General features: G+C 50.7%; 13 protein-coding genes and 1 pseudogene. 8 read left to right on the top strand and 6 right to left on the bottom strand.

The genetic code is table 11. The features are described 5' to 3' along the window. Positions 1–16 precede the first annotated feature (16 nt). From phrB to PCO85_07285, 3 genes and pseudogenes are all read right to left on the bottom strand, one after another. Positions 17–1,458 (bottom strand): annotated as a pseudogene (gene phrB, locus PCO85_07295) (deoxyribodipyrimidine photo-lyase). Positions 1,459–1,480: 22 nt separating this feature from the next. Further along, complete coding sequence (locus PCO85_07290) at positions 1,481–2,440, bottom strand: DUF523 and DUF1722 domain-containing protein (protein WJV55206.1); 960 nt, start codon at positions 2,438–2,440, stop codon at positions 1,481–1,483. A 189-nt stretch (positions 2,441–2,629) separates the two neighbouring features. After that, positions 2,630–2,836: a DUF2517 family protein gene (locus PCO85_07285; protein ID WJV55205.1), complete on the bottom strand. Its 207-nt coding sequence runs from the start codon at positions 2,834–2,836 to the stop codon at positions 2,630–2,632. Positions 2,837–3,265: 429 nt separating this feature from the next. Between PCO85_07285 and kdpA the strand changes: the two genes are divergently transcribed. The 6 genes from kdpA (at position 3,266) to PCO85_07255 (ending at position 11,544) form a co-directional block, all read left to right on the top strand. Beyond that, the gene (gene kdpA / locus PCO85_07280) at positions 3,266–4,954 is read left to right on the top strand and encodes a potassium-transporting ATPase subunit KdpA (GenBank protein WJV55204.1); all 1,689 of its coding nucleotides are present in this window, start codon (positions 3,266–3,268) and stop codon (positions 4,952–4,954) included. Positions 4,955–4,968: 14 nt separating this feature from the next. Then, positions 4,969–7,035 carry a potassium-transporting ATPase subunit KdpB gene (gene kdpB / locus PCO85_07275; protein WJV56022.1) on the top strand — a complete coding sequence of 689 codons (2,067 nt, stop codon included), beginning with the start codon at positions 4,969–4,971 and terminating at the stop codon, positions 7,033–7,035. Between the two features lie 15 nt (positions 7,036–7,050). Next, positions 7,051–7,626 (top strand): potassium-transporting ATPase subunit KdpC, encoded by a 576-nt coding sequence (gene kdpC, locus PCO85_07270; protein WJV55203.1) that lies wholly within the window; start codon positions 7,051–7,053, stop codon positions 7,624–7,626. A 12-nt stretch (positions 7,627–7,638) separates the two neighbouring features. Beyond that, positions 7,639–10,368 carry a two-component system sensor histidine kinase KdpD gene (gene kdpD / locus PCO85_07265; GenBank protein ID WJV55202.1) on the top strand — a complete coding sequence of 910 codons (2,730 nt, stop codon included), beginning with the start codon at positions 7,639–7,641 and terminating at the stop codon, positions 10,366–10,368. After that, a complete protein-coding gene (gene kdpE, locus PCO85_07260; protein ID WJV55201.1) occupies positions 10,365–11,054 on the top strand; it encodes a two-component system response regulator KdpE in 690 nt (229 codons plus the stop codon). Before kdpD ends, kdpE begins: the two co-directional genes overlap by 4 nt. Positions 11,055–11,115: 61 nt before the next feature. Beyond that, positions 11,116–11,544 carry an EamA family transporter gene (locus PCO85_07255; protein WJV55200.1) on the top strand — a complete coding sequence of 143 codons (429 nt, stop codon included), beginning with the start codon at positions 11,116–11,118 and terminating at the stop codon, positions 11,542–11,544. A 46-nt stretch (positions 11,545–11,590) separates the two neighbouring features. Here PCO85_07255 and pgm read toward each other — a convergent pair whose 3' ends face one another. Further along, the gene (pgm, locus tag PCO85_07250; protein WJV55199.1) at positions 11,591–13,234 is read right to left on the bottom strand and encodes a phosphoglucomutase (alpha-D-glucose-1,6-bisphosphate-dependent); all 1,644 of its coding nucleotides are present in this window, start codon (positions 13,232–13,234) and stop codon (positions 11,591–11,593) included. A 25-nt stretch (positions 13,235–13,259) separates the two neighbouring features. Further along, a complete protein-coding gene (gene seqA, locus PCO85_07245) occupies positions 13,260–13,799 on the bottom strand; it encodes a replication initiation negative regulator SeqA (GenBank protein ID WJV55198.1) in 540 nt (179 codons plus the stop codon). Between the two features lie 341 nt (positions 13,800–14,140). On the opposite strand from seqA, the gene ybfF reads away from it, so the two are divergent. Both ybfF and ybfE read left to right on the top strand, forming a co-directional pair. Further along, a complete protein-coding gene (gene ybfF / locus PCO85_07240; protein WJV55197.1) occupies positions 14,141–14,908 on the top strand; it encodes an esterase in 768 nt (255 codons plus the stop codon). Between the two features lie 183 nt (positions 14,909–15,091). Then, a complete protein-coding gene (gene ybfE, locus PCO85_07235; protein WJV55196.1) occupies positions 15,092–15,373 on the top strand; it encodes a LexA regulated protein in 282 nt (93 codons plus the stop codon). 41 nt (positions 15,374–15,414) lie between these two features. On the opposite strand, the gene PCO85_07230 is transcribed toward ybfE, so the two are convergent. Continuing rightward, entirely contained in the window at positions 15,415–17,082 is a 1,668-nt protein-coding gene (locus tag PCO85_07230) for a methyl-accepting chemotaxis protein (GenBank protein WJV55195.1), read from the bottom strand. Between the last annotated feature and the right edge of the window lie 338 nt (positions 17,083–17,420).

Genomic DNA, 17,420 nt, shown 5'->3' with positions numbered 1-17,420 from the left:
AAACACGCCTCCTTTGTTATTTGTCACCACCAGGGTTGACATCTTTTGCCGCCTTAAAAGCGGCCAACGCCCGCAAGCGGGCCTGTTTGTGCTCAACTATAGGCTGAGGATAGTTCAACTGACGACGCTGACTTTCCGCCCAGCGGTGAGGTTGATGAATCGACTTTCCTGGTACTAGCGCCAATTCTGGTACCCAGTGTCGAATAAATGTCCCTTCAGGATCAAAACGTTCACCCTGAACAGTTGGGTTAAAAATACGAAAATAAGGCGCGGCATCCATTCCTGTCGAGGCCGCCCACTGCCAGCCACCATTGTTAGCGGCCAGATCGCCATCCAGCAGTTGCATCATGAAATAATGTTCGCCTTCCCGCCAATCGATCAACAAATCCTTCACCAGAAAACTGGCACAAATCATACGCAAACGGTTATGCATCCACCCCGTCTGATTGAGTTGCCGCATGCCGGCGTCCACAATGGGATACCCGGTATCCCCCGCTGCCAGGCAGCTAACCCATGAGGATCCTGACGCCAGACAATCTGTTGGGTCCAATCGATATAGGGTTGCCGTTTACATACAGATGGATTGAATACCAGCACGTGGCGATAAAACTCCCGCCAAATCAGTTCATTAAACCAGACAAATGCTCCCGCCTCACGTTGCTGTAACCAGTCGGGCTGTTCTATCTGCATACGGTTAATGCATTGCCGTGGCGACAACACGCCCAGTGCGAGATAAGGAGAAAGCTTACTGGTAGCCGCTTGGGCCGGGAAATCACGTTGTTGGTGATAAAACTGAATCTGTTCGTGGCAGAAATCACGTAACCGCTGTAATGCGGACTTTTCCCCCGCTGGATATGCGTCGTTTATTGTTTGCAGGGGATAACTGAATGGTGTCAACGGCCGTAGTGGAAGAGTGGTTGCCATTGTGCGCGGCACCGGGGCGGGAACACAATGGATATCGCTATGTAGCAATCGTTTGATGAACGCCTCACGAAATGGTGTAAATACCTTATACATCTCACCATCTCCAGTCATAACACTACCCGGCGGTAGCAATACACTGTCGTCAAACCCCTGACAAATTACCTGTCCGGCCAATTCCTGCGCCAGCGAAAGATCCCGCTGGCGCTCGTTCAATTCATATTGATAGTTATAGAACAGATGGGTAACTCGCTGTTGCCGGCAATATTCCGTCAGCCAGCGAACGCTGTCTGTAAAATCAGCACATTGGTGATAGTGCAGTTCAATGCCGATGTCATGCAAAGACTGTTGCAACACATGCAGATTTTCCAGTAAAAAGGTGGCCTGACGCGGCGACATATCATGACTGGCCCACTGCGCCGGAGTGGCAATAAACAGGGCTATCACGTTGACCGTCGGATCCTGACAGGCCGCATGTAATGCCAGATTATCGGTAAGGCGTAAATCGTTACGAAGCCAGACCAGATGTGTGGTCATGAACCATCCTTTTCACTGAAAACTAATGACCATAACGTAAACGCAACGCTTCCGGATAGGGTTCAAAATAACGCTGCTGAGACAAATAAGCATCCGGATACTCAGATAGGTAGTGACGTAACAACGTGATGGGAGCCAATAGCGGCTGCATACCCTGACGATACCGCTCAATAAGATGAGCCAGCTCCTGTCGTTGCAGTGTTGTCAGCTGGCGACGGAAATAGCCCTGCACATGCATCAGCACGTTGGTATGGTTACGCCGACTGGCCGGATGCGATAACAGCTCCATTAGCCGTAAACGGTATTCCGCAGCAAAATCTGCCAGCGAATCCCACTGTTCCATCGCGGCCACGAAACGCCCCAATTCTCGGTATCCCGGTTGAGAGTGCGCTAACAGCAGCAGTTTGTAACGGCTATGAAAATTCACTAACGCCCCACGACTTAACCCCTGTTGCCATAGTCGATTCAATTCATACAACGTGAAAACCCGCTCGATAAAATTTTCACGTAGCACCGGATCATGCAGACGTCCATCCTCTTCAACCGGTAACCACGGCATTAACGTCATAAGTTGCTGAGTGAACAACCCTACGCCACTTTTACGTGCATTCTTCTGAGATTCGTCATAAACCTTCACCCGCTCCATACCGCAACTGGGGGACTTGGCACAAACGATGTAACCACATAAATGCATAAGCTTCTGTGTGGACTCCGTTGCAAACAGCTGCATTTTTTCGGTGACATCCAGCGGCGCACCATTACTGGCACGCATAGTGACCATGCCCTGGTCATCCTTCACCAGCCGCAGCGCCGGACGAGGCACTGGCAACCCTATCGCCATTTCCGGACATATCAATTCAAAACCAAAATAAGGAGTCAACTGCTCTACCGCGAAAGAAAAACGCTTGTGGCCACCATCAAAACGTACCGGATTTCCAAGCAGACAAGCACTAATACCAACGGGAATCTGATCAAGTGTCATTATGGTGACCTCGTTAAAAGATAGAGCTATCTCAATAGCATAGCGGATTTATGTCCGTTGCTGTGAAGAAGGGACAGAAAATAACGTAATAAATAATGAGACTGACTGGCAGGAAAAGGGCAAACAAAACCCTCGCTTATATGAACAGTGTGGTGTCCCAGCAAGGGCTGAAAAATAACAGTGCAGTTATCAATAAAGATCGTTAATAACACTCTCTGACTGTGCCAGCCATACCGGTTTGTCACTGGTTTTCAGCCAGACGCAGTGTAAATAGCTATAAACGCGGGCGCGATCTCGCCAGAAAAGCAGCGCCGGAAACATCAGCGCACCAATTATAATCACCGTTATACGGCGCAGAAAAACTCGACGCCAGGAATAAGCAGTATAAAGAGACATGACAATCCTCGATGTAAGGCAGTCAGGAACGATAAACCCCCGACTGGCGATGAATGTCTACATTGGTAATGTCGATCAAAACTCTACCATGCGGATAAAATCTTATCACTTGATAGCTCAAAAAATATGCAATTTATTACTTGATTATTCAGCGACTCTTTTGTTGCATAGTAGTGAATAACGTTACACTTCACGAGTTCTTCCCTCCGCAAGTGCTCATTTCGCAGTCCGGCATTTTTATACTTTTTTTACGCTGGTCCTTGTCAAATTTGCACTTTCTTTTTTTCCATCCGGGTAGCCTGACGATCTCTCGCTCTGACAGCACCGTTGGGGGTGTATTGTGAATTTCGGAACCATCATAGGCAGCATTCTGGTTGTGCTGCTATTGGTTTATCTGTTCTATGCCTTATTGAAGGCGGAGGATTTCTGATGGCCTCGGATGCTTTTTTACTGATTGCCAGTCTACTGGTGACAGTAATATTGCTGGCTCAACCCCTGGGACAATTTTTGGCTCGTCTGATCGAAGGGGAAACCGGTACGGTACTACAGCGGTTCGAACTGACAGTGGCACGTGGCTTCGGTTTTAATACGGATGAAATGTGCTGGCAACAATATACGTTGGCCATACTGGTGTTTAATCTGACTGGCGGATTGTTGTTGTTTTTCCTGCTGATGTTTCAGGATCACTTGCCGTTAAACCCGCAAAATATGCCAGGGCTGTCATGGCATCTGGCGTTGAATACCGCCGTAAGTTTTATGACCAACACCAACTGGCAGGCTTACAGCGGAGAGAACACCCTAAGTTACTTCAGTCAGATGTTGGGGCTGACGGTACAAAACTTCCTCTCCGCCGCCAGCGGTATCGCGGTAGCGTTCGTGCTGATTCGTGCTTTCGCGCGCCATTCAACGACCGCATTAGGTAACGCCTGGTTAGATCTGTTACGTATCACGCTATATGTACTGTTGCCACTGTCGCTACTGTTAAGCCTGTTCTTTATCAGTCAGGGCGTAATTCAGAATCTGCTGCCTTACCAACACCTGACGACGCTGGAAGGCGCTTCGCAAATTCTGCCGATGGGCCCGGTGGCGTCGCAGGAAGCCATCAAGTTATTGGGTACCAATGGCGGTGGTTTCTTTGGTGCCAACTCGTCGCACCCGTTTGAAAACCCTACCGCGTTGAGCAATATGGTACAGATGCTGTCTATCCTGCTGATTCCTACTGCGCTGTGTTTTGCGTTCGGCCGTGCGGTGAACGATTCCCGGCAAGGTCACACTCTGCTGTGGGCCATGTTATTCATCCTGGTCGTGGCTACCACGGCAGTAATGTACGCGGAAGTCAGCGGTAATCCACATTTGCTGGCACTAGGCGCCGACAGTAGCCAAAACATGGAAGGTAAGGAAACTCGCTTCGGCATTCTTTCCTCGGCGTTCTTTGCCGCTATCACCACCGCGACGTCCTGTGGGGCCGTTAACGCCATGCATGATTCATTCACCGCATTGGGTGGCATGGTACCCATGTGGCTAATGCAGATGGGTGAAGTCGTATTTGGCGGTGTAGGTTCCGGGTTATACGGTATGCTGATTTTCGTGCTGATCACCGTCTTCATCGCCGGGCTAATGATTGGCCGCACACCGGAATATCTGGGTAAAAAGATTGCCGCCTATGAGATGAAAATGACCGCATTGGTCATTCTGATCACCCCCGCACTGGTGCTGCTGGGTACGGCGCTTGCCCTCAGCACCGACGCCGGACGCCGCGGGATCCTCAATCCGGGAGCACATGGCTTCAGCGAAGTGCTGTATGCCTTCTCTTCGGCGGCGAATAACAATGGTAGCGCGTTTGCTGGTCTGAGCGTCAACACTCCGTTTTATAACGTCTTGCTGGCGATTGTCATGTTGATTGGTCGCTTCTCGGTAATGATACCGGTCATGGCAATTGCCGGTTCGATGGTCGTCAAAAAGCGCCAACCAGAAACCAAAGGCTCGTTGTCAACCAGTGGTCCTCTGTTCATCGGCATGCTGATTGCCATCGTGCTACTTATTGGTGCACTGACCTTCATTCCCGCTTTGGCGTTAGGCCCGGTGGCCGAACATTTGACATTTAATCTGGTTCACTGAGCCGGAGATCTATGATGATTCGTAAACAGCAAGCACTTTTTAATTCCACTCTGATGGGCAACGCCCTGTTAGATGCCGTGAAAAAACTTGATCCCCGGGTACAGTGGCGCAATCCGGTGATGTTCGTAGTGTATCTGGGTAGCCTGTTGACAACCGGTATCTGGCTGGCGATTGTCGCCCAAGAGACAACGGGTGACGCCTTCTTCACCGGTGCAGTTTCCTTGTGGTTGTGGATTACCGTACTGTTCGCCAACTTTGCCGAAGCGCTGGCGGAAGGCCGTAGTAAAGCGCAAGCCGAAACACTGCGGGGAGTAAAAAAAACCAGTTGGGCCAACAAACTGGCAGCACCGCACCACGATGCCGATTCTCAGCGAGTGACGGCGGAAAGCCTGCGCAAAGGCGACGTGGTGTTAGTTGTCGCCGGAGAGATGATCCCCTGTGACGGTGAGGTGCTGGAAGGCGGCGCTTCTGTAGATGAAAGCGCGATAACCGGTGAGTCCGCGCCGGTTATCCGCGAGTCCGGAGGTGATTTCGCCTCTGTCACTGGCGGTACCCACGTATTGTCTGATTGGCTGGTGATTCAGTGCAGCGTCAATCCGGGGGAAACCTTTATTGACCGCATGATTGCCATGGTAGAGGGTGCCCAGCGCCGTAAAACGCCGAACGAAATCGCTCTGACGATTTTACTGGTGGAACTAACCATTATCTTCCTGCTGGTCACCGCTACGCTGTACCCTTTCTCATTGTTCAGCGTGGCGGCCAATGACAGCGGCACTGCAGTCAGCATCACTATCCTGGTGGCGCTGCTGGTGTGTCTGATTCCCACCACCATCGGCGGGCTGCTGTCCGCTATCGGCGTAGCCGGGATGAGCCGGATGCTCAGCGCTAACGTCATTGCCACCAGCGGACGAGCGGTGGAAGCCGCCGGGGATATTGATGTCCTGCTGCTGGATAAAACCGGCACCATCACATTGGGGAATCGTCAGGCTTCCGCATTCCTACCCGCGCCCGGTATCAGCGAACAGGTACTGGCAGATGCAGCCCAACTGGCATCTCTGGCCGATGAGACACCGGAAGGCCGTAGCATCGTAATTCTGGCCAAACAGCGCTTTAACCTGCGTGAACGACCATTGCAGGAATTGGATGCCACCTTTGTGCCCTTCTCTGCGCAAACACGTATGAGTGGTGTCAATGTTCAGGGGCGAACCATCCGTAAAGGCGCAGTGGATGCGTTACGCCGTTACATCGACGCCAACCAGGGACATTTCCCGACGGAAGTAGAAGAGATAGTGGCCGGTGTAGCGCGTCAGGGCGGAACACCACTGGTGGTCTCCGAAGGCAAACGCGTACTCGGCGTGATAGCGCTAAAAGATATCGTCAAAGGCGGCATCAAGGAACGTTTCGCCGAGCTACGCAATATGGGCATTAAAACGGTGATGATCACCGGAGACAACCCACTGACTGCCGCGGCGATTGCTGCTGAAGCGGGTGTGGACGATTTTTTATCAGAAGCGACGCCGGAAACCAAACTGATGTTGATTCGCCAATATCAGGCAGAAGGCCGCATGGTCGCCATGACCGGTGACGGTACTAACGACGCTCCGGCGCTGGCACAGGCCGACGTGGCTGTCGCCATGAACTCTGGCACACGAGCAGCGAAAGAAGCCGGAAACATGGTGGATTTGGACTCCAACCCCACCAAGCTGATCGAAGTGGTACACATCGGTAAACAGATGCTGATGACCCGTGGATCACTGACTACATTCAGCATCGCCAACGATGTTGCCAAGTATTTCGCCATTATTCCGGCCGCGTTTGCCGCAACCTATCCACAATTGAATACGCTGAATGTGATGCGATTGCACTCACCGGCCTCCGCCATGCTGTCGGCGGTGATCTTTAACGCGTTAATCATCGTGTTTCTGATCCCGCTAGCGCTGAAAGGCATCAGCTATAAACCAATGAGTGCGGCAGCGCTGCTAAGTCGTAACCTGTGGATCTATGGTCTGGGCGGGCTGCTGGTACCCTTCCTTGGCATCAAACTGATTGACATCCTGCTGACCGGGCTGGGTATAGCATAAGCTAAGGAGAAAGTTATGCGTTATGTACGTTCTTCGATTCTATTACTGCTGTTGTTAGCTTTAATTACCGGGCTGGCATACCCGTTACTGGTCACCGGGCTGGGACAATGGTTATTCCCATCCCAGGCCAACGGTTCATTGATCTACCGGCAGGACAAAGCCGTGGGTTCAGCACTAATAGGACAGTCATTTAGCCGTGACGGCTATTTTCTGGGCCGCCCATCCGCAACCGCCGACAGCGCCTATAATACGCTGGCTTCTGGCGGCAGCAACCTGGCGGGTAACAATCCGGCGCTGGACAAGGCCATCAGCCAAAGTGTTGACGGATGGCATAAACGCATCGGTAATACCGAACCGGTGCCAGTCGATTTGGTAACGAGTTCCGCCAGCGGTCTGGACCCGAACATTTCACCACAGGCGGCTTACTATCAGGCCGGACACATTGCGCAAGTACGCGGTATATCGCGGGAGCAGGTTGAACAGTTGATAAACCGCACCATTCAAAATCCTCAACCTGCATTTGCCGGAGGGCCGGTCGTTAATGTATTACTGTTAAACATGGCGTTGGATCAATTAAAACCACTTCCCTGATAAGGAAAAATCATGACCAACGAGGAACCACGTCGCCCCGACCCGGACAGTCTGCTGACGCAGATTGATGAGCATCCCCGCGGCAAGCTCAAAATCTTCTTTGGGGCCAGTGCCGGCGTAGGGAAAACCTACGCTATGCTACAGGAAGCGCATCGGTTGAAGGCTCAGGGACTGGATATTGTGGTTGGCGTAGTGGAAACCCACGGACGCGATGAAACAGCAGCACTGCTCAACGATCTTCCTCGACTGCCGATGAAGAAATTCAACCATCACGGTCGACATCACGATGAATTTGACCTGGATGCCGCGCTGGCTCGCTACCCGGCGCTGATCCTCATTGATGAGCTGGCACACAGTAATATCCGCGGCTCCCGGCACCCCAAACGCTGGCAGGACGTGCAGGAACTGCTTGATACCGGGATTGACGTGTTGACTACCGTTAACGTTCAGCATCTGGAGAGTCTGAACGATATCGTCGGCGGCATTACCGGTATCCGAGTACGGGAAACCGTACCTGACCCGATTTTCGATGATGCCAATGAAGTGGTGATGGTGGATCTACCGCCGGACGATTTGCGCCAACGCCTGAACGAAGGCAAGGTCTATCTGCCAGTGCAAGCGGAACGGGCCATCGAGAACTTTTTCCGCAAGGGTAATCTGATTGCACTGCGTGAACTGGCACTACGCCGCCTGGCTGACCGGGTCGACGACCAAATGCGCGCCATGCGCGCCAGTCAGGGATGGGAACATGTCTGGCATACCCGCGACGCCATACTATTGTGCATCGGCCAGGGTGCTGGTAATGAAAAGCTGGTTCGTACTGCGGCCCGTCTGGCAGCACGCCTCGGTAGCCTCTGGCACGCGGTCTATGTGGAAACGCCGCGTCTGCACCGACTGCCAGAAGCACAGCGCCGGGCCATTCTGAGATCCCTTAAACTGGCGCAAGATCTGGGAGCGGAGACCGCCACTCTCGCCGATCCATCCGTAGAACACGCCGTGCTGCGTTATGCCCGCGAACACAATCTGGGTAAAATCGTTATTGGTCGTCACCCTGAGCAAAAGCTGGGATGGTGGCGGCGTACCCGCTTTGCCGAAAAACTGGGGAAACTGGGGCCTGATCTCGATTTGGTGGTGGTTTCTGTGCAGGATGAAACCACGCTGCTTCCCGCCAAAACGCCGGACAATCGAGGGATGGCAGAAAAATGGCGCATCCAGTTATATGGCTGCGCCATAGCGGTGATACTCTGTTCCCTGATCACACTGCTGGCGTTATGGTCTCCCTTCTCCATGCTGAAACCGGTTAACCTGGTGATGGTTTATCTGCTCGGCGTAGTCGTGGTTGCGCTGTTTTACGGCCGCTGGCCCTCAGTATTTGCCGCTGTTATCAACGTCGCCAGTTTCGATCTGTTTTTCATCGTTCCCAAAGGCACATTTGTCGTGGCCGACGCGCAATATCTGGTTACCTTCGGGGTAATGCTGAGCGTAGGCATTCTGGTGGGAAGTCTCACCGCCGGAGTACGTTATCAGGCACGAGTGGCCCGCTACCGTGAACAGCGCGTCCGGCATCTGTATGAGATGTCAAAAGCGCTCAACCGTAGCCTGTCAGTGAATGATATAGCCAAAGCCAGCCACCACTTCCTGCGTTCCACCTTTCAGGCAAAAATTGCCATCCTGCTGGCTGACCAGGCATCTTCGCCGACCGCAGAATTACAGCAGGCCGCAGTTGAAGAGCCAGATCAGTTGGTTGTCGATCAGGCCATTGCTCGCTGGAGTTTCGATCATCACGCGCCAGCAGGTGCCGGAACCACCACCCTGCCCGGCGTCCCCTATCAGATTCAGCCGCTGTCCACGCCCCAGCAAATTTTTGGCGTCATCGCCATTGAACCCAACAATGTCCGTCAATTGATGATCCCTGAGCAACAACGCCTGCTGGAAACCTTTACCGTATTGATCGCTAATGCACTGGAGCGTTTGCAGCTGATTAAAAATGCTGAGGATGCCCGGCTGAACGCTGAACGAGAACAACTACGCAATTCTCTGCTGGCCGCACTGTCACACGATCTACGCACACCGCTGACTGTACTGTTCGGACAAGCAGAGATTCTGACGCTCAATTTGGCATCAGAAGGCTCGCAGTATGCCCCACAGGCCAGCCAGATCCGCCAGTACATACTGAACACGACCCAGTTGGTGAATAATCTGCTGGATATGGCCCGCATCCAGTCCGACGGATTTAACCTGCGTAAAGAGTGGCAAACGCTGGAAGAATTAACCGGCAGCGCACTGCGGCAATTGGAAAACTTATTGGTCAACAATACTGTTCGGGTCAATCTACCGCCTGAGATGGTGCTAGTGTATTGTGATGCCAGCCTGATTGAGCGGGTGTTGATCAACCTGCTGGAAAACGCCATCAAATATGCAGGGGAGCGGGCGACCATCACTATTTCCGCTAAAATCAACAAGTCATCTGCTGTCGAAGAGAGTTTGGAAGTTACCGTGGCGGATAACGGCCCAGGTATTGCCAACGGTCTGGAAAAGATAATTTTCGATAAATTCGCCCGCGGCCATAAAGAATCATCCATTCCCGGCGTAGGGCTGGGGTTGGCTATCTGCCGTGCAATTATCGATATTCACGGTGGCAGTATCTGGGTTACCAATGCAGAAAACGGTGGTGCCGTTTTCCATTTCACTCTGCCACTCGCGACACCACCAGAGATAGAACCTGAATATATGGAGCCATGACGCTATTGCAGACCAACATCCTTATCGTAGAAGATGAAAAAGAGATCCGGCGCTTTGTACGTAACGCGCTGGAAAGTGAAGGCTGTCGCGTATTCGATGCAGAAACACTGCAACGGGGTCTGATTGAAGCGGCAACCCGCAAGCCGGACCTGATTATTCTGGATCTGGGGTTACCCGACGGCGATGGTATTGATTACATCCGCGACCTGCGACAGTGGAGCACTATTCCGGTAATTGTGCTATCGGCCCGCACTGATGAACAGGATAAAATCGCAGCGCTGGATGAAGGTGCCAATGATTACCTCACCAAACCGTTTGGCATTGGTGAACTGATGGCCCGTGTTCGCGTGGCATTGCGACGCTTCAACGCCCCCTTACAGGAAACACCGCTGATAAACTTCGATGCAGTGACGGTAGATTTGATTAACCGCCAGGTATTGCGCGATGGTCTGGAACTGCATCTCACCCCAATAGAATTCCGCTTGCTGTCGACCCTGATTGCCAATCCCGGCAAGGTGCTGACGCAGCGGTATCTGTTAAATCAGGTTTGGGGACCCAATGCCATAGAACATAGCCACTATCTACGTATCTATATGGGACATTTACGCCAAAAGCTGGAAAACGATCCGGCTCGTCCACGCCATTTTCTTACCGAAACCGCCATCGGCTATCGCTTTATTCCCTGACACACTGGAGCTGAGCAATTAGCAGGTGTAGCATCAGCATTTTCTCAATGAGAAGATATCGATGAGTAGCTGGCTAATCTATGCACTATTGTCCGCATTGTGCGCTGCGCTGGTAGCGGTGTTTGGGAAAATCGGACTACAGCAGTTGGATGCCAATACCGCGACAGCAATCCGAGCGGTGGTGATGGCGTTATTTCTGGCAGGTGTGGTGGTAATGCAAGGAAAGCTGGCACTGGTCGGCACTATTTTCGCCAATCATAGCGCACTGCTATTCATTCTGCTCAGTGGTATTGCCGGTGCCATGTCCTGGCTGTTCTACTTTATGGCGCTGAAAACCGGCAGCGTGGCACAGGTTGCGCCTATCGATAAACTCAGCGTCGTGTTTGCCGTTATTCTGGCTGTATTGTTGCTGGGAGAAAAAATCTCGCTGCTGGCGGGATTCGGTGTGGCGTTGATATCGGCAGGAGCGCTACTCGTTGCTTTAGGATGAAAAAAGGCGCTGCATTCAGCGCCTGTAATCAATATCGGTAGCGGTCTTATTTCGTGTTATTCAACACCGCACTGACAATTTCAACCGCTTCTTTCTCGATTTTCTCGCGATGTTCAACGCCAAGAAAACTTTCGCAATAGATCTTGTAAGCGTCCTCTGTACCTGACGGACGTGCCGCGAACCAACCATTGTCAGTCATCACTTTCAGGCCACCAATCGACGCGCCATTACCCGACGCCTTCGTCAGACGAGCAGTAATGGGATCACCGGCCAACATACTGGCAGACACTTGATCCGGCGACAATCGGGACAACGCCGCTTTCTGAGCGGAAGTAGCTGGTGCCTGTATACGATTGTAGCTCGGCGCACCAAACCGTTTAGCCAGTTCATCATAGTGCTGCTGCGGGTTTTCCCCGGTAACAGCGGTGATTTCCGCCGCCAGCAAACACATGATAATGCCGTCTTTATCCGTCGACCAAGGTGTGCCGTCGAAACGCAGGAATGATGCTCCGGCACTCTCTTCACCACCAAAGCCTAAGCTGCCATCAAACAGACCATCCACAAACCATTTAAATCCTACCGGGACTTCCACCAGCTTACGTCCCAGGTCAGCTACTACACGATCAATCATTGCGCTGGACACTAATGTTTTGCCTACGGCAACAGACGCATCCCACTGTGGACGGTGCTGAAACAAATAGTTGATGGCCACCGCCAGGTAATGGTTTGGATTCATCAATCCGGCTGGCGTTACAATGCCGTGGCGGTCATAATCCGGATCGTTGGCGAACGCCAAGTCGAACTTATCACGCAGCGCCAGCAGGCCAGACATCGCACAGACGGACGAGCAATCCATGCGGATCACCCCATCGTGATCCAGCGTCATGAAACGGAACGTCTGATCGATAGCATCATTGACCAACGTTAGATTCAATTTGTAATGTTCAGCAATTCGTTGCCAATACACGATGCCAGAACCACCCAATGGATCGACCCCTAATTTCAGGTTAGCGCGCTGAATCGCGGTCATATCCACGATATCGGTCAACCCTTCCACATACGGCTGCACCAAATCCTGCTCATGCAAGTATCCGCTCTGTTGGGCTTTAGCCAGCGTCAGGCGTTTCACACCACGCAGATTATCTGCCAACAGTGCATTGGCCCGCGTCTCAATAACGCTGGTAAGATTCGTATCAGCTGGGCCACCATTAGGCGGGTTATATTTAATGCCGCCGTCTTCAGGCGGGTTATGTGAAGGGGTAATAACGATACCGTCAGCCTGAGCTTTCGTCTGGCAGTTATGCGTCAGAATGGCGTGAGAGATCGCTGGCGTCGGTGTAAAACCATTATCCTGTTGTATTATCACGTCCACACCGTTGGCAGTCAGTACTTCCAGCACAGAAATAAACGCAGGTTCGGACAACGCATGCGTGTCCTTTCCGACATAACAAGGGCCGGTGATCCCCTGTCTGCTTCTCTCCTCAGCAATCGCCTGAGCAATCGCCAGAATATGCGCTTCATTGAAACTGTGACGCGCTGCGCTACCACGATGACCAGAGGTCCCGAACTTGACCGCATGAGCCGGTTCACTCACATCGGGACACAGAACATAATACTGTGACGTTAGCTGTGCGACGTTAATCAAATCGCTTTGCCGGGTGTGTTGTCCGGCTCTCGGGTGATTAGCCATTGGCGTTTCTTCCTGACGCTATGATTTAAAGGGTTCCGCAAACTTTCTCTATCAGCTCTGGCGGGAGCTGCATTGCCAGCATAATGCTTTCAATCATGCTGCGTTTACGATCGGTATTCGTATTGGTAATAACCCAGTAGGGCGTACCCTGGATATGTTTTGGTTTGGTATGTGTGCCATTCTGAAGCAGCGTTTGCTCATCCCCAGCGAAATAAATCCGAGTGCGACCAAGAAGAGACTCTGTTGCCACTGCAAATTCTTTGGGCGACAAATGATACAGTGTGGACAGAATCAACATAAAACGATTAACCGCCTTATGTTGATCCGCATATTCATCAGACAATAATAGCTCACGCAGAGTTCTTACCCGATCACGCGTACTCAGTGAAGCTGGAGCCAGGGGCTGAGCTTTTTCAGCTACTACCGGTGTTCCCGTTGCGACTGCTGGCTGCCCGGCGTTGAACTTCAGCATACGCCGCAAGATATCAGAAGCACTCTCGCCAATATGCTGAGTGTGGCTGGCGATATAACAATAAAGCTCTTCGTCAACGTCAATAGTTTTCATCTTTATCCAATACTGTTTTATGACTTAAAATCAATCGTCATGGATTATATACTCACCATACTTCAAGCTGCATGTGCGTTGGCTGTGCTCATTCACCCGAATCATTCGCTTGAGTAGTTCATTGGGATTCCTTCGCTTGCCGCCTTCCTGCAACTTGAATTATTTAGATTATACAGATTATGATTCACCCTCAAATAGCGACGAGCGACAGTCTACACAAAAGTAAGACAATACCTCATCATCTCTGCCACCATGAAGGTAAACACCTGTTTAGTCCACGGCAAGATAACGCAATAAAGTCATGATACCCTAAGCATCTGTCTCTCTAAATGAACTTCACTATGAAATTGAATTATCGTTGGCAAAACGCTCATCAGCCACAGAACAATTTACCTATTGTTTTTATCCATGGTCTGTTTGGCAATCTTGATAATCTTGGCGTATTGGCGCGCAATCTGCAAAACCAACATGACATATTGCAGATTGATGTGCGGAACCACGGTCTTTCACCACGTTCACCTGAAATGAATTACACCGTCATGGCAGAGGATGTCTTGGCACTCCTCGATGATTTACAGCTGAAACAGGTCATTATGATTGGTCATTCCATGGGAGGAAAGATTGCGATGGCACTGAGCGCATTAATGCCCGATCGCATAGACCGCATTGTAGCTATTGATATTGCCCCCGTAGACTATCAATTACGCCGCCATGACCAGGTATTTTCCGCAGTGAAAGCCGTCAGCGCCGCAGGTATCACTCAGCGCGCCGCCGCCGCCGTACTGATGCGTGATTATTTGCAGGAAGAAGGTGTCATTCAGTTTTTACTGAAATCATTCCAGCAAGGAGAGTGGCGTTTTAACGTACCAGCCTTGTGGGATCAATATGAAAATATTGTTGGCTGGCATGAACTGCCAGCATGGCATGGCCCAATTCTGTTTATCCGCGGTGGGAATTCCCCGTACCTGGATGATCGCTACCGTGATGCGCTACTACGCCAGTTCCCCGCCGCTAAAGCACACGTAGTCGCAGGGGCCGGTCACTGGGTTCACGCTGAAAAAACCGAGGCCGTTCTTCGTGCCATCCATCGTTTCCTCGATACCCATTGATATTGTTACCGTATCACCGAACACGGGTTCAGTTAACCGTTGTCGCGGCCAGTACGGCTGGGGTATGATGGCGGCCGCAGTAAAGGAAGGCTGTCTGGCCACTGGCTTCATTAACCACATCATCAAAATGCAGCATCTGAAATGCCCGCGTTTTGATCCGAATTTCTTGCAGTACCATTACTTATGGCAAAAGAACAAACGGATCGCACCACGCCGGATCTGTTCGCTGATGAGCGTCGTCCGGGTCGACCGAAAACTAACCCGCTCTCCCGTGATGAGCAGTTGAGAATCAATAAACGGAATCAACTGCGGCGAGACAAAGTCCGTGGGCTACGTCGCATAGAGTTGAAGATTAACAGCGATGCAGTGGAAATTTTAAATACGCTGGCGGAGGAACGTAATATCAGCCGCAGCGAATTGATTGAACAGATATTACTGGCGCAGTTGGCAGAGCGAAAAGATTGATTTACCACCTTGGCGTCTTCCCTGACGCCAATGGTTATAACCTAGAATGTTTCCCAGTTATCATTACTTTTACCGGCAGGTAGCGCCTTCCTGGCCGGAGTAGCAGCTACTGCTTTTGGCGTTTCACGAACTTGCGTCACCGCCGCTTGATCGTTGGTCAATTGAAACAAGGCTACCGTCTGAGTCAGTACTGAAGCCTGCTCTTCCAGTGATCGGGCTGCGGCTGAAGCTTCTTCAACCAACGCGGCGTTCTGCTGGGTTACACCATCCATTTCAGTAATTGCCATTCCAGCTTGGGCAATACCTTTACTCTGCTCTTCTGATGCAGTGGCAATCTCGCCCATAATATCCGTTACGTTGGTTATGCCACGCACAATTTCTCTCATTGTGGTACCCGCATCAGCCACCAGCGTTGAGCCGGTATCCACACACCTCACCGATTCAGAAATCAGATTTTCAATCTCTTTGGCCGCCTGAGCACTGCGCTGAGCCAGACTACGAACCTCACCCGCTACCACCGCAAAACCGCGCCCTTGCTCACCAGCACGAGCCGCTTCCACCGCCGCATTCAATGCCAAAATGTTAGTTTGGAAAGCGATACCGTTAATTACCGTAGTGATCTCGGCAATCTTCTTCGAACTACCGGAAATATCGGCCATGGTTTTCACCACATTATCCACCAGATCACCACCTTTACGAGCAGTGGTCGATGCCTGGTGAGCCAACTGGCTAGCATGGCTGGCATTTTCCGCATTCTGTTTTACCGTAGAGGTTAACTGTTCCATGCTGGCGGCACTTTCTTCCAGTGCTGCGGCCTGCGCCTCTGTACGTGATGAAAGATCATTATTCCCCGAGGCAATTTCCGCGACACCTTGATAGATGGAGTCTGCACTATGTCGAATCGTGCTTACCGTTTTCGCCAGACTGGATTGCATGTCGCGTAGCAACGGGAAAAGACGGCCAACGCAGTTATTACCAAAATCGACGATCGGTTTACTCAAATTTCCAGACGCAATAGCCTGAAAATGAGCGCGCAGATCATTCAATGGGCGCATCAGATAAGCCGCCAGATAGCGATCTGTCAGGAATAACATCAGCAAACCAGCGACTAATCCGGCCAGCAGAATATTTTGTCCCACCCAGGTGATACTCTCCAGACGATTACCGGAATCAACAAACATTTTGGAACCGGCTTTATCAAAATGAGTAAACGCCACATTAAATTGTCGGCTAAAAGCAGGAACAATATCTTTGGCATATTTTTCATATTCGCTCAGATTCTGGGCAACCGCGTTCTGATACATTGGTTCAACCCCTTGGAATACCAGATTACTCCAGCCTTGAGTAACCGCATCGACTAATTCCGGTGACATCCCTGCATGATCAATTTTTTTGAATGTGTCTAAATTTGACTTTAAAAGATCCAGTGCTGCCAATGCTGATTTCTGCTGATCATCCGCTTTTTGATTATCACCATTACGACGATAGTCAACCGAACGAGCCAGGCGTGTAACCATACGAAAATACTGGTCGTTGCCGGTATTGACCAAATTCATGTTCTTCACCAGTAATGAACTGGTTTTTGAGGTTACATTCATTGTTTTGAACGAGTACATGGTATAGACCGAAACACCAATCCATAATGTACAAAAAGTACCTAGCACCCATAACATAGCCGTTCTAATAGAAATGTTTCGCAGAAATCGCATATGTAGTCTCCAGACCTAGCAACATAGGGAAGATGTTGTGATAACTAGCCAACATTAAACAAAGTGCATTTTTACGACCTTGACTTTGTTGTATGCTGAAATAAAAATAAAGAAGTACCTTCCTCTTTAATCGACATAATTAGAGGAATATTTAACGATAAATTGTGATTTTATAGTTATAAAATTTTACAAATTAAGCATATTGATAGTGCTTTCAAGCAGATAATACATTTGGTTTTTTTTAAAAAATTAAAAAACCATCTACCCAAAAAGAGAAGAACAGCTAATCATTTTCTCATCTTAGAACAATGTGTATACCGATATTCAAGTTTCTCATG

Source organism: Prodigiosinella aquatilis (assembly GCA_030388725.1).
Taxonomy (GTDB): domain Bacteria; phylum Pseudomonadota; class Gammaproteobacteria; order Enterobacterales; family Enterobacteriaceae; genus Prodigiosinella; species Prodigiosinella aquatilis.
The sequence above is the reverse complement of the archived record's forward strand: the minus strand, read 5'-3'. Positions and strand labels throughout refer to the sequence as shown.